This window comes from Thermus kawarayensis JCM 12314, assembly GCF_055393575.1.
The window spans coordinates 1,504,272-1,516,414 of the sequence record NZ_AP043756.1 but is presented as its reverse complement, the minus strand read 5'-3'; the positions used below and the strand labels follow the sequence as shown (position 1 = coordinate 1,516,414).

The window sequence follows — 12,143 nt, the reverse complement described above, 5'->3', positions numbered from 1 at the left end:
CTGGGGCGACCCTTGACAACTTCGCTCAAAATCGCTTAAATATGAGCAAGAATGCCCATAGCCGCCGAGCGCCGAGACCGGCTTCTCGCCCTCCTCAGGAGCCACGGGGCCCTCAGCACCCGGGAGCTGGCGGAGCGCCTGGGGGTTTCCGAGGCCACGGTGCGCCGGGACCTGGCCCTTTTGGCCCAGAGGGGCCTCCTCCGGCGCGAGCACGGAGGGGCCCTGCTCCCGGAGGCCGAACCCCCTTACGCCGAGAAGCTTAAGCGGAACCAGAAGGCCAAGGAGGCCATCGCAAGGAGGGCGGCCCTTTTGGTGCCCGACGGGGCCACGGTGGTCCTGGACTCGGGGACCACTGCCTTGGCCCTGGCCCGGCTCCTGGCGGGGAGGCCCATCCGGGCGGTGGCCCTGGACCTCCCCGTGGCCCAGGCCCTGGCCCAGGGGCGGACGGAGGTCCTCTTGCCGGGGGGAAGCGTGCGCAACGGTTTTCTCAGCCTGGTGGGCTCCTGGGCGGAGGAGCTCTTGGCCCGGGTGCGGGCCGACCTCTTCTTCCTGGGGGCGGACGCCTTTGACCCAGAGGGGGTCACCAACCACACCTTTGAGGAGGCGGCGGTGAAGCGGAAGGCCATGGAGGTGAGCCGGAGGACGGTCCTCCTCACCGACGGCAGCAAGTGGGGGAGGAGGGCCCCGGCCTTCGTGGCCCCCCTGGAGGCCCTGGACCTGGTGATTACCGACCTGAAAGAGCCCGCCCTCCGGGAGCGGGTGAGGGTGGAGGTGGTGGATGGAGCGCTTTGAGGCCCTTTTCGGCAGGAAGCCCGTCATCGCCATGGTGCACCTGAAGGCCCTCCCAGGCACCCCCCTTTACGACGGGGACCTGGAGGCCATCGTGGAGGTGGCCCGGAGGGACCTCCTGGCCCTGCAGGAGGCCGGGGTAGACGCGGTGATGTTCGGCAACGAGAACGACCGCCCCTACGAGCTCTCCGTGGACCGGGCCAGCGTGGCCGCCATGGCCTACGTCATCGGCAGGCTCAAACCCCTTCTCCGGGTGCCCTTCGGGGTGGACGTCCTCTGGGACCCCCTGGCCACCATGGCCCTGGCGGCGGCCACCGGGGCCCGGTTTGCTCGGGAGATCTTCACCGGGCTTTACGGTTCGGACATGGGGCTTTGGGAGGGAAGGGCGGCCGAGGCCCTGCGTTATAGGAAGCGCCTGCTCCGGGACGACCTCTTCCTCCTCTACAACGTCTCCGCCGAGTTCGCCTCTCCCCTGGACCAAAGACCCCTTCCCGAGCGCGCGAAGAGCGCCGTCTTTTCCAGCCTGGCGGACGCCGTTTTGGTCTCGGGGCCCATGACGGGGGAGGGGGTGGCCCTGGAGCACCTACGGGCGGTGAAGGAGGCCCTGCCCCACGTGCCCGTCCTGGCCAACACCGGGGTGCGCCACGAAACGGTGGCGGAAATCCTGGAGGTGGCGGACGGCGTCATCGTGGGCACCGCCCTCAAGCGGGACGGGATCACCTGGAACGAGGTGGACCCCGAGCGGGCCAGAAACTTTATGGAAATCGTTCGGGGTGTCAGGAGGTAGGCGTGGTCCTGGGCGTGGACGTGGGCACCACCGCGGTGAAGGTCCTCCTCCTGGACGAGGAGGCCCGTCCCCTTAGGGCGGCGGAGCGTCCCCATCCCCTCCTCACCCCTCACCCCGGCTTCGCCGAGGAGGACCCGGAGGCCTGGTGGCGGGGGGCGGTGGAGGGGATCCGGGAGGTCCTAAGGGGCCTGGACCCCCAAGGGGTGCGGGCCCTGGGGGTTTCGGGGATGGTCCCCGCAGTGGTCCTCCACGACGGGGAGGGCAGGCCCCTCGCCCCCGCCCCCCTCCAGAACGACGCCCGGGCGGTGGCGGAGATCCGGGAACTCAAGGAGCGCTTCGGGGACGGGTGGCTCTTCGCCCGCACCGGGGCCACCTGGAACCAGCAGGTGGTGGCCCCTAAGCTCCTCTGGTTCCGCCGCCACCTCCCGGAGGTGTGGGCGCGGGTGGGCTGGGTCTCGGGCTCCTACGAGCACCTGGCCTTCCGCCTGACCGGGGCCAGGTACCAGGAGGCCAACTGGGCCCTGGAGTCGGGGCTCTGGGACCCCAGGGAAGAGGCCTGGCTCGAGGAGGTGCTGGAGGCGGTGGGGGCCCGGGAGGGTCTTTTCGGTCCCGTGCGGCGCCCCCTGGAGGTGGTGGGGGGGGTCACCCGGGAGGCCTCCTCGGCCACGGGCCTTCCCCAGGGGCTTCCCGTCATCGCGGGAAGCGCCGACCACATCGCCGCCGCCCTGGCCGCCGGGCTCCTCTCCCCGGGGGAGGCGGTGCTCAAGCTCGGGGGGGCGGGGGACTTCCTCTACGCCGTGGAGCGCTTTGATCCCGTGCCGGAGCTTTTCATTGACTTCCACGATGTCCCTGGCCTTTACGTCCTCAACGGCTGCATGGCCACCACGGGAAGCCTCCTCCGGTGGTACCGGGACGCCTTCCGGCCAGGGGCGGCCTTCCCTGAGCTGGACCGGGAGGCCGAGGCCCTCCCCGCGGGGAGCGAGGGGCTCCTCGTCCTTCCCTACTTCCTGGGGGAGAAGACCCCCATCCACGACCCCGAGGCCCGGGGCACCGTGGTGGGCCTCACCTTAAGCCACACCCCCGCCCACCTCTGGCGGGCCCTCCTGGAGGGGGTGGCCTACGCCTACCGCCACCACGTGGAGGTGTTGGAGGGGAGGGGGTACCGGGTGGGACGGTACTTCGTCATGGACGGCGGGGCCAGGAGCCCCCTCTGGCGGAGGGTCCTCGCCAGCGTCCTCGAGGCCCCCGTGGAGCACCTCCTGGGGGGGGAGAGGGGAAGCGCTTACGGGGTGGCCTTCCTGGCGGGGGTGGCGGCGGGGCTTTGGGGGTTTCAGGACCTCAAGCGCGAGGTGGCCGGGTTAACCGAGCCCGAGGCTACCTGGACCCGGGTCTACGGGGAGCTTTACCCCCTCTATCGGGAGACCTACCGGAGGCTTAAGGACCTTTATCCCAGACTAGGAGGGGCTTATGCCTAACGCTTTGGTCACGGGAGCGGGCACGGGCATCGGGGAGGCCATCGCCCGGAGGTTGGTGTGGGAGGGGTTCAAGGTCTGGGTCACGGACCTGGACCCGGGGGCCGCCAGGCGGGTAGGGGAAGCCCTTGGCATGCCCCACCTCAAGGTGGACGTGACCCGGAGGGAGGACCTGGAGGCCGCCCGGGAGCGGGTTTACGCCGAGGACGGGCGGCTGGACGTTCTGGTGGCCAACGCCGGGGTCTCCACCATGAACCGCTTCCTGGACCTCACGGAGGAGGAGTGGGACTTCAACTTCCGGGTGAACGCCAAGGGCACCTTCCTCACCCTGCAGACCTTTGCCCGGGCCATGGTGGCCCAGGACCTCATGCCGGGCCGGGAGCTGCGGGGGAAGATCATCGCCACCGCCTCCATGGCCGCCCGCCAGGCCGCCCCCCTCCTCGCCCACTACTCCGCCAGTAAGTTCGCCGTCTTGGGCCTGGTGCAGGCGGCGGCCAGGGAGCTCGCCCCCTACCGCGTCACGGTGAACGCGGTGAATCCCGGGTTCGTCCGGACCTCCATGCAGGAGAGGGAGGTGCGTTGGGAGGCGGCCTTGCGGGGCCTGACCCCCGAGGAGGTCCTGGAGGACTACGTGCGCCAGACGCCCCTGGGACGGCTGGAGACCCCGGAGGACGTGGCGGGGGTGGTGGCCTTCCTGGCGGGTCCTGACGCCGACTTCCTCACGGGGGAGGCCGTGGAGGTGAACGGTGGGGCCTGGATCTTCTAGGGGACTTTCCCTCCTCGCCAACCTCCTCCTCTTCGGCTTCAGCCTTTCCTTCCTCCTTCCCCTCCTCTGGACCTTGAGGAGCGCCCTCCTCCCCGAGGGGATGGCCTACGCCCTTCCCCCCGCCTTCGGTCCCTGGACCCTGGAGAACTTCCTCAGGGTGCTGGAGGGGCCCTTGGGGCGGGCCTTCCGCAACAGCTTCGCGGTGGCCTCTCTGGTGGTCCTCCTGGGCCTGCCCCTGGCGGCGGGGCTGGGCTACGCCCTTGCCCGCTACCGCCTGGGGGGGCACGGGCTTCGCTTCGCCGTCCTGGCCACCCAGATGCTCCCCCCCATCGTCTTGGCCCTGCCCCTCTTCGCCCTCTTCCGGGAGCTCGCCCTGGCGGGCACCCTGGCCGCCCTGGTCCTGGCCTACCTGGCCTTTGCCCTTCCCTTCATGGCCTGGCTTCTCATGGGCTTCTTCCAGGGGTTCCCCAGGGAGCTGGAGGAGGCGGCCTTGGTGGACGGGGCCACCCCCCTTTCCGCCTTCTTCCGAGTGGTTCTGCCCCTTTCGGCCCCCGGCCTCTTCGCCGCCGGGGTCTTAGGGTTCCTCCTCTCTTGGAACGAGTTCCTCTTTGCCCTCCTCCTCTCCGGGCGGGAGACCCAGACCATCCCCGTGGCCCTTTCCACCCTCATCACCCAGCGGGGGGTTCTCTTCGCCCAGGTAGCGGCGGGGGTGGTGCTCTCGGTGCTTCCTGTGGCCCTTCTCGCCCGCACGGTGGACCGGTACCTGGTGGAGGGTCTCACCCTGGGGGCGGTGAAGTGAAGGAGGTGATGGCAGTGCGGCGGCTTTTTGCGGTTTTGGTGGCCCTGGGCCTTTCCCTGGCCCAGGGGGTGGTCCTCCGGGCCCTCATGGAGGACGTGCCCGAGACCCGGATCGTTGAGGAGCTCCTGCCCCAGTTTGAGAAGGAGACGGGGATCCGGGTGGAGTTTGAGAAGGTCCAGTACTCGGCCATGCACGACAAGCTGGTGGCCCAGCTCCTGGCTCCCCAGAGCGCCTACGACCTCCTGGAGGTGGACTTCCTCTGGGCGGGAGAGTTCCCGGCGGCGGGGTGGCTCGAGCCCCTGGAGCCCTACGTGAGGCAGAGCGGCTTTGACCTTTCCCCTTACTACCCCTCCATGCTGGACCTGGTGGGCTACTACCGGGGCACCCTGTACATGATCCCCATGTACAACTACGCCATGGGCCTCCTCTACCGGAAGGACCTCCTGGCCCGGAAGGACCTGCAGGAGAGGTTCCGGGTCCAGTACCGCCGGGCCCTGGGCCTTCCCAAGACCCTGGAGGAGTACGTGGACCTCTCCCTCTTCATGGCCAAGAACGCCGGCGTGGCGGGGGCGGCCATGCAGGGGCAACGGGGGGACCCTAACTTCATGGAGTTTTCCAACTACCTTTTCGCCGCTGGGGGGGACTACGTGGACCGGAACTGGCGGGTGACCCTGGCAAGCCCCCAGGGGGAGAAGGCCCTCACCCTCTACGTGCACAACCTCCGCCAAGGGGCCCAGAAGGGGGCCTTGAACGCCAACCTGGACGATACCTTCCGGGTCATGTGCCAGGGTGGGGCCTTCAGCATGATCACCTACTGGTGGATGCTCCCCCAGCTGGACGACCCCAAGCAGTGCCCCAAGGTGGCGGGCAAGGTGGCCCTGAGCCCCGTGCCGGGCGGGGCCGGCGTGAACGGGGGCTGGGGCTGGGCCATTCCCCGGAACAGCGCCAACAAGGAGGCGGCCTGGCGCTTCATCAGCTGGGTGGAGTCCAAGCCCATAGTGAAGGCCCGCGCCCTCCGAGGCCACGCCCCCACCCGCAAGGACGCCTTCCAGGACCCCGAGGTGCTGAGGAAGTTCCCGTACTACAAGGAGGCGGAGCGCATCATCGCCGGGGCCAAGAAGGTGCCCATCTTCGCCTACACCGCGGAGATGGAGGACGTGGTGGGCCGGGAGATCAGCCTGGCGGCCTCGGGGCAAAAGCCGGTGAAGCGCGCCCTCGAGGACGCGGCCAAGGGCCTGGAGGACCTTCTTAGGAAGGCGGGGCTCTTGAGGTGAGAGGGCAGGGGACAGGCCTCCTCCTCGGTCTGCCGGGGCTTCTCGTCCTCCTGGGGGTGGTGGGCCTGCCCCTCCTCTACGCCTTACGGCTCTCCTTCACGGACTACACCTTCTTGAGGCGGGAGGCCGCCTTCGTGGGCCTCCGGCGCTACCTGGACGCCTTCCAGGACTCCTACTTCCTCTCCGCCTTGGGCGTCACCGCCCTCTACGTGGCCCTCACCGTGGGCCTTACCCTCGCCCTGGGGCTTCTCCTCGCCGTCCTCCTGCACCAGCGCCTTCCCTTCCGGACCTTCCACTACTTCGCCGTGAGCCTTCCCATGCTCATCGCTCCCGTGGGCGTGGGGCTTATCTGGAAGATGATCCTCCACCCCGAGCTGGGCATCCTGGCCTACCTCTTCGGGGGGCGGGACTTCCTGGGGGACGCCCGTTACGCCCTTCTCACCCTGGCCCTGGTGGACGTGTGGCAGCAGGTCTCCTTCGCCGCCCTCGTCCTGTTGGCGGGCTTGAGGAGCCTGCCCAAGGAGCCTTTGGAGGCGGCCTTGGTGGACGGGGCCACCCCCTGGCAGGCCTTCTGGCGGGTGACCTTTCCCCTCCTTCTCCCCGTTTTGGGGGTGCTCCTGGTGCTCCAGACCGTGGCCGAGGCGCGCACCTACGATCTGGTCTACGTCCTCACCCGGGGGGGGCCCGGCACCGCCACCGACCTGGTGAGCTACTACGTCTACCGCAAGGCCTTCCTGGGCTTGGACCTTTCGGGGGCGAGCGCCATGGGCTACCTGCTCCTCCTTTTTACCCTGGCCCTGGTGGCCCTCTACTACCGGCAGCTGACGCGTACCTGACAGGAGGGGGTGAGGATTCCTTGTGGTGGAGTTACGGGCTGTGAGCAAGCGCTACGGGCGGGTCCTGGCCGTGGACCGGGTGAGCCTCGAGGTCCGGGAGGGGGAGTTCTTCAGCCTCCTTGGCCCTTCGGGGTGCGGCAAGACCACCACCTTGCGCCTGGTGGCCGGGTTTGAACGGCCCGACGGGGGGGAGGTGTGGCTTTCCGGGGAGCGGGTGGACCACCTGCCCCCCGAGCGGCGGCCCATCGGCATGGTCTTCCAAAGCTACGTCCTCTTCCCCAACATGACGGTCTACGGCAACGTGGCCTTTCCCATGCGGCTTAAGCACATTCCGGAGGGAAGGGTGAGGAGGCGGGTTCTAGAGCTTTTGGAGATGGTCCACCTTTCTGGGCTGGAGGGCCGCTACCCCAGGGAGCTCTCGGGGGGGCAGCAGCAGCGGGTGGCCCTGGCCCGGGCCCTGGCCCGGGAGCCCAAGGTCCTCCTCCTGGACGAGCCCCTCTCCGCCCTGGATGCCAAGATCCGGGAGGAGCTGAGGGGGGAGCTCAAGCGCCTGCAACGGGAAACGGGCCTCACCGCCCTCTACGTCACCCACGACCAGGAGGAGGCCCTGGCCCTCTCCGACCGCATCGCCGTGATGCGGGAGGGGCGGGTAGAGCAGGTGGACACCCCCCTGGCCATTTACACCCGCCCCAGGACCTCTTTCGTGGCCCGCTTTGTGGGCCAGGGGACCCTGGTCCCCGGGGAGGCCAAGGGCGGCTTCTTCCACCGGGACCGGCCCTGGCCCGTGCGGGTGGAAGGGGAGGGAAGGGGCTACCTCCTCCTCCGCCCCGAGGCCCTTCGCCTCGCCCCCGGGGGCTTCCTCCGGGGGAGGGTGGTCCTCGCCACCTACCTGGGCAACCTGGCGCGCCTCGAGGTGGAGGTGGAGGGGGAAGGCCTCCTCCTCAAGGTGGACACCTCCCCGGAAGGGGCGCCGGAGATGGGAGCGCAGGTGGGCCTGGCCCTCCCCGAGGCCGCGCCTTTCGTGAAGGAGGAAGCATGACCCTCGGCTTTCGCCCCCCCAAGGACCCTGAGGGCTTCCTGGAGTACGCCAGGAGGCTTAAGGGCCGCTACGCCTTCATAGAGATCCCGGGAAGCGCCGCGGAGGCCCTGGCGGGGGCGGCCCTCGAGGCCCGCGCCATGGGTTTCCGCCTCACCCTCCACGCCCGCTACCAGGACGTTTACCCCGCTTCCCCGGAGCCCGCCGTTCGCCGGGCCTCCCTGGGGATCCTGGAGGAGGACCTGGTCCGGGCCGCCCGCATGGGAGCGGAGCTGGTGAACGTCCATGCGGGGAACATCCCCTGGACGGACTACCCGCCTCCCGGCCTCTCCCCGGCCCATGAGGCCCTGCGGGAGGCGGAAAGGAGGCTGAGGGAGGAGGCCCTGGAGCGGGCCTTGGAGGTCTTCTCCCGCCTCACCCGGCTGGCCTTGGACCTGGGGGTGCGCCTCGCCCTGGAGAACCTGCCCGCTCCTCAGGAGTTTCCCCGCACCCCCAGGGAGATGGCCCGCTTCCTAGAGGTCCCGGACCTCTACTTCTGCCTGGACCTGGGCCACGCCCGCATGGCGGGGGAGGCCCCGGAGGGGTTTCTGGAGGCCCTCGGGGAGAGGCTCGTCCACGTCCACGCCCACACCAACGACGGCCGCTACGATCTGCACCTGCCTCCCCGCCTCGAGGAGGCGGCCCCCTTCGCGGGCCGCCCCTGCACCCTTTTGGTGGAGCTCCCCCCGAGGAGCGTGGAGGAGTACCTGGAAGTGCACCGGAGCTTGGCCTCAGCGGGGCTTGTCCCCGAGGCAATGGGAGGTGAGGAAGGATGAAGGCAAAGGTTTTGGCGGTTTTTCTGGTACTTTCCGCTTTGGGCATCGGCCTGAAGGGGCTCGGCAGCCTGGCCCAGGGCGGGGCCCAGCTTCCCCCGGAGCTGAACAACGCCTACATCCGGGACCTGGCGGCCAAGGCCCGGGCGGAGGGCGGGGTCATCAACTCCTACGGCATGCCCAACGACTGGGCCAACTACGGGGAGATCTTCGCCGAGTTCCAGCGCCTCTTCGGCATCCGCCAGCAGGACATTGACATGGGAAGCGCCGTGGTCCTGGCCAGGATGCGGGAGGAAAAGGCCAGCAAGAACGACATCGCCGACCTTAAACCCGCTTTTGCCATGACCCTGGCCGAGGAGGGGCTCACCCTGCCCTACCGGGTCACCTCCTGGGCGGCTCTCCCCCAGGGGCAGAAGGGGGAAGGGAAGGAGGGCTCTACCTGGTACGCGGGCTACAAGGGCACCCTGGGCTGGATCGTGAACACCCGGCTGGTGAAGAAGGTGCCCAGGACCTGGAAGGACCTGGAAAACCCCGAGTACAAAGGGCTCATCCAGTACCAGGACCCGCGGGCCACGGGCACGGGCGTGGCCACCATCATGGCGGCGGCCTACGCCCTTACGGGGGACCCCTACAACTACAAGGCCGGGGTGGACTTCTTCGCCCGCCTCCACAAGCTTGGGGTCATCGGGGCGGTGGAGCCCAAGGTGACCACGGCCAAGTTTGAGCGGGGCGAGGTGGGTATCTTCATCAACTACGACTACAACCTCCTGGCCTGGCGGGAGCGCTTCCCCTTCCCCACGGAGGTGGTGATCCCTCAGGACGGCAGCCTGGCCAACGGCGGAGGCATCATCGCCGCCCGCAACGCTCCCCACCCCAACACCGCCAAGCTCTTCCTGGAGTTCATCTTCTCCCGGTACGGGCAGTCCCTCTTCGCTAAGGCCTTCGTGTCCCCCATCCGTCCCGACGTGGAGCTCCCCAAGGAGGTGGCGGCCAAGTTCCCTCCTAAGAGCGCCTACGCCAAGGTGATGTTCGTGGACTACAAAAAGGAGGAGGCGGTGTCCGAGGCCCTGCAGAAGTACTACGGGGAGACCATCCGCTAAGCTTCCTGGGGGCGGGGCTTCCCCGCCCCCCTTTTCCCCATGCGCGGCGAACGCCTTCTCGTCCTTCCCGGGCTCCTCTTCCTAGCCCTCTTCTTCGCCTACCCCCTCTGGGCCATCCTGGAGCGAAGCTTCTCTTCCCCGGAGGGCCTCACCCTTGCCCGCTACCTCAAGGCCCTCACCGCTCCCGCCTACCTCGAGGCCTGGCGCAACTCCCTCCTCTTCGCCACCGCTTCCACCCTCCTCGCCGCCCTTGGCGGGGTCTTCGTGGCTTACTGGACGGCGGGGCTTCCCTTGAGGTTCAAGCGCTTCCTCCTCTCCCTCTACGCCATCCCCGTTTCCCTCTCGGGGCTGGTGGTGGCCTTCGGCTTCATCGTCCTCCTGGGGCGGAACGGGGTGGTGAACCAGCTCCTCCTTTCCCTTGGCCTTCCCCGCTTTGACCTTTACACCTGGACGGGGCTTCTCCTGGTCTTCCCCTTCTACAACATCCCCCTCTTCGCCCTGGCCCTCATGCCCCTCTTGGAGAGCCTGGGGAGGGAGCTTTTGGAAGCCGCCCGGGCCTCGGGGGCCACGCCTCTCCAGGCCTGGGTTCGGGTCCTCCTCCCCAACCTCATGCCGGGAGTCCTGGCGGGGAGCGCCATCGTCTTCGCCGGGATGATGGGGGCCTTCGGCACCGCCTTGGCCCTCACCGGCTTCGCCAAGAACCTCCTTTCCTTGCAGATCTACAGCCTGGTGGCCGAGAGCGCCTTTGACCTGCCCCAGGCGGCGGCCCTGGCGGTGGTCCTCATGGCCAGCACCGGGGTGGGCCTCTACCTCCTTGCCCTTTGGGAAAGGAGGTGGCGGCGTTGAGACTTTTGGGCTGGTCCTTTTTCGCCCTCTTCCTCCTCTACCTGGTCCTCCCCATGCTGGCCCCGGTGGTCTACTCCTTCAGCCAGATGTGGCTGGGCCCCTTGCCCGAGGGCTTCACCCTGGCCTGGTACCGCAAGATCTTCACCGACCCCGGGTACTTGGAAGGGGCCCTGCTCTCCCTGCGCGTGGCCCTCATGGCCGTGGCCCTCAACCTGCTGGTGGGGGTGCCCACGGCCTACGTGGCCCATACCTGGGCGGGGCGGGTGGGGGAGGGCTTGAGGCGGCTTCTCCAGGTCCTTCCCCTCCTGGTGCCCCCCCTGGTGGTGGGGCTGGGCTTCCTCCTGGCCTTCAACCGCCCTCCCCTGGCCCTTTCCGGCACCTTCTGGATCGTGGTGTTCGGCCACGCCGCCTTGGGCTTTCCCTTTTTCTTCCGCACGGTCTACGCCGGCCTCTCGGGCCTGGAGGTCCGGCTCCTCATGGAGGCGGCCCAGGCCTCGGGGGCGGGGCTTGGGGCGCGGCTACGCTACGTCCTCCTGCCCAATCTCCTGCCTGCGGTCCTCTCGGGTAGCCTTGTGGCCTTCGCCATCTCCATGGGGGAGTTTGAGGTGACCAGCATGGTGGCGGGCTTCGGCACCGTGACCCTTCCCCTCCTTCTCTTTCAGAGCCTGCGGGAGGACTTCCGGGCGGCGAGCGCCGTGGCCAGCGTCCTCCTCTACACCACCCTCCTGGCCCTTTTGGGCCTGACCCTCCTCCGGCGGCGCTGAGGCCCCCAAGGGGCGCTTGGATCACCCGGGGGCGCGGGCGAACAGGGGGACCTCCAGGAAACGGTGAACCCACTCCGCCATCCCTTCCCGCGCCGGCCCCAGGTATCTGCGGGGGTCCACCTCCCCTTCCACCTTCTCCCTCAAGGCGGCGGTAAAGGCGGCGAAGGCCCTCGTGGCCACGTTGATCTTGGCCACCCCTAAGGCCGCGGCCCTGGCCAGGTCCTCGAGGTCCGCGCTGGAACCCCCGTGGAGGACCATGGGCCTGCGCAGGGAGGCCAGCCCCTCCAGACGGGATAGCTCCAGCTTCCTCGGGGTCAGGCTCTTGTGAACCGTTCCCAGGTCCACCGCGATCCAGTCGGGCCGAGTTTCCCCTAAAAGCCACATCAACTCTTCCACGGGGCGGCGCCGGCCGGACCTTTCCCCTTTGGGCACCACCTCCACTTCCAGCTCCAAGGGGCGTTCCCCCGCGATCCTGCGCGCTTCCAAGAGAAACTCCAGGGGGCCTTCCTCCACCATGGCCGAGTCAAAGCCCAGGCGAAAGGCCTCTTCCAGGAGGCCAAGGTCCTCCGCGTGGTCCAGGTGCAGGTAGACGGGGACCCTCGCCCTCTCGCGGAGGACCTTCCCCAAGGCGGCCAGCTCCTGCAGGCCCGCGTAGCGCACGGCGTTTTGGGAAAACATGAGGAAGATGGGCTTTCCTGCCCGCTCGGCCCCCCACACCACCGCCTGGGCGGTTTCCAGGTTCACCGCATTCACCGCCAGGAGGGCCTGCCCCCTCTCGTAGGCCCTCTGGACCATCTCCCCCGCGGTCATGGGCCCACTTTAGCCCCCCTGGGGCTCCCTTGGGGAAAGAAATGCGCGAATC

13 protein-coding genes are annotated in these 12,143 nt (G+C 68.8%); 12 read left to right on the top strand and 1 reads right to left on the bottom strand.

Annotated features, from left to right (window positions below; genetic code table 11):
* The first annotated feature begins 51 nt into the window (after nucleotides 1-51).
* Genes ACZ5RK_RS08415 through ACZ5RK_RS08360 form a run of 12 tightly spaced genes read left to right on the top strand, consistent with a single transcriptional unit; the run spans nucleotide 52 to nucleotide 11,281 of the window.
* On the top strand, nucleotides 52-792 hold the full coding sequence (locus ACZ5RK_RS08415) for a DeoR/GlpR family DNA-binding transcription regulator (protein WP_464908794.1): 741 nt from the start codon (nucleotides 52-54) through the stop codon (nucleotides 790-792).
* Nucleotides 779-1,576 (top strand): BtpA/SgcQ family protein, encoded by a 798-nt coding sequence (locus tag ACZ5RK_RS08410; RefSeq protein ID WP_464908793.1) that lies wholly within the window; start codon nucleotides 779-781, stop codon nucleotides 1,574-1,576. The genes ACZ5RK_RS08415 and ACZ5RK_RS08410 overlap by 14 nt, the downstream gene beginning before the upstream one ends.
* A 2-nt stretch (nucleotides 1,577-1,578) precedes the next feature.
* Nucleotides 1,579-3,051: an FGGY-family carbohydrate kinase gene (locus tag ACZ5RK_RS08405; protein ID WP_464908792.1), complete on the top strand. Its 1,473-nt coding sequence runs from the start codon at nucleotides 1,579-1,581 to the stop codon at nucleotides 3,049-3,051.
* Nucleotides 3,044-3,814 (top strand): SDR family NAD(P)-dependent oxidoreductase, encoded by a 771-nt coding sequence (locus ACZ5RK_RS08400; protein ID WP_054647463.1) that lies wholly within the window; start codon nucleotides 3,044-3,046, stop codon nucleotides 3,812-3,814. The genes ACZ5RK_RS08405 and ACZ5RK_RS08400 overlap by 8 nt, the downstream gene beginning before the upstream one ends.
* On the top strand, nucleotides 3,795-4,613 hold the full coding sequence (locus ACZ5RK_RS08395; RefSeq protein WP_464908791.1) for a carbohydrate ABC transporter permease: 819 nt from the start codon (nucleotides 3,795-3,797) through the stop codon (nucleotides 4,611-4,613). Before ACZ5RK_RS08400 ends, ACZ5RK_RS08395 begins: the two co-directional genes overlap by 20 nt.
* An 8-nt stretch (nucleotides 4,614-4,621) precedes the next feature.
* A complete protein-coding gene (locus ACZ5RK_RS08390) occupies nucleotides 4,622-5,887 on the top strand; it encodes an extracellular solute-binding protein (protein WP_464908790.1) in 1,266 nt (421 codons plus the stop codon).
* Nucleotides 5,884-6,723, top strand: a complete 840-nt coding sequence (locus ACZ5RK_RS08385) for a carbohydrate ABC transporter permease (RefSeq protein WP_464908789.1) — start codon at nucleotides 5,884-5,886, stop codon at nucleotides 6,721-6,723. Before ACZ5RK_RS08390 ends, ACZ5RK_RS08385 begins: the two co-directional genes overlap by 4 nt.
* A 40-nt stretch (nucleotides 6,724-6,763) precedes the next feature.
* Nucleotides 6,764-7,762, top strand: a complete 999-nt coding sequence (locus tag ACZ5RK_RS08380) for an ABC transporter ATP-binding protein (protein WP_464908788.1) — start codon at nucleotides 6,764-6,766, stop codon at nucleotides 7,760-7,762.
* A complete protein-coding gene (locus ACZ5RK_RS08375; protein WP_464908787.1) occupies nucleotides 7,759-8,574 on the top strand; it encodes a sugar phosphate isomerase/epimerase family protein in 816 nt (271 codons plus the stop codon). Before ACZ5RK_RS08380 ends, ACZ5RK_RS08375 begins: the two co-directional genes overlap by 4 nt.
* On the top strand, nucleotides 8,571-9,671 hold the full coding sequence (locus ACZ5RK_RS08370) for an extracellular solute-binding protein (RefSeq protein ID WP_464908786.1): 1,101 nt from the start codon (nucleotides 8,571-8,573) through the stop codon (nucleotides 9,669-9,671). The genes ACZ5RK_RS08375 and ACZ5RK_RS08370 overlap by 4 nt, the downstream gene beginning before the upstream one ends.
* 39 nt (nucleotides 9,672-9,710) lie before the next feature.
* Nucleotides 9,711-10,517: an ABC transporter permease gene (locus tag ACZ5RK_RS08365; RefSeq protein WP_464908785.1), complete on the top strand. Its 807-nt coding sequence runs from the start codon at nucleotides 9,711-9,713 to the stop codon at nucleotides 10,515-10,517.
* On the top strand, nucleotides 10,505-11,281 hold the full coding sequence (locus ACZ5RK_RS08360; protein ID WP_464908784.1) for an ABC transporter permease: 777 nt from the start codon (nucleotides 10,505-10,507) through the stop codon (nucleotides 11,279-11,281). Before ACZ5RK_RS08365 ends, ACZ5RK_RS08360 begins: the two co-directional genes overlap by 13 nt.
* Before the next feature lie 21 nt (nucleotides 11,282-11,302).
* Here ACZ5RK_RS08360 and ACZ5RK_RS08355 read toward each other — a convergent pair whose 3' ends face one another.
* The gene (locus ACZ5RK_RS08355; RefSeq protein ID WP_464908783.1) at nucleotides 11,303-12,091 is read right to left on the bottom strand and encodes a class II fructose-bisphosphate aldolase; all 789 of its coding nucleotides are present in this window, start codon (nucleotides 12,089-12,091) and stop codon (nucleotides 11,303-11,305) included.
* Nucleotides 12,092-12,143 lie beyond the last annotated feature (52 nt).

Bases quoted from the DNA above. Each gene is read 5' to 3' on its own strand.
- ACZ5RK_RS08410 (WP_464908793.1), top strand. From the start codon at position 779: ATGGAGCGCTTTGAGGCCCTTTTCGGCAGGAAGCCCGTCATCGCCATG.
- ACZ5RK_RS08415 (WP_464908794.1), top strand. From the start codon at position 52: ATGCCCATAGCCGCCGAGCGCCGAGACCGGCTTCTCGCCCTCCTCAGG.
- ACZ5RK_RS08375 (WP_464908787.1), top strand. From the start codon at position 7,759: ATGACCCTCGGCTTTCGCCCCCCCAAGGACCCTGAGGGCTTCCTGGAG.
- ACZ5RK_RS08400 (WP_054647463.1), top strand. From the start codon at position 3,044: ATGCCTAACGCTTTGGTCACGGGAGCGGGCACGGGCATCGGGGAGGCC.
- ACZ5RK_RS08390 (WP_464908790.1), top strand. From the start codon at position 4,622: ATGGCAGTGCGGCGGCTTTTTGCGGTTTTGGTGGCCCTGGGCCTTTCC.
- ACZ5RK_RS08355 (WP_464908783.1), bottom strand. From the start codon at position 12,091: ATGACCGCGGGGGAGATGGTCCAGAGGGCCTACGAGAGGGGGCAGGCC.
- ACZ5RK_RS08365 (WP_464908785.1), top strand. From the start codon at position 9,711: ATGCGCGGCGAACGCCTTCTCGTCCTTCCCGGGCTCCTCTTCCTAGCC.
- ACZ5RK_RS08370 (WP_464908786.1), top strand. From the start codon at position 8,571: ATGAAGGCAAAGGTTTTGGCGGTTTTTCTGGTACTTTCCGCTTTGGGC.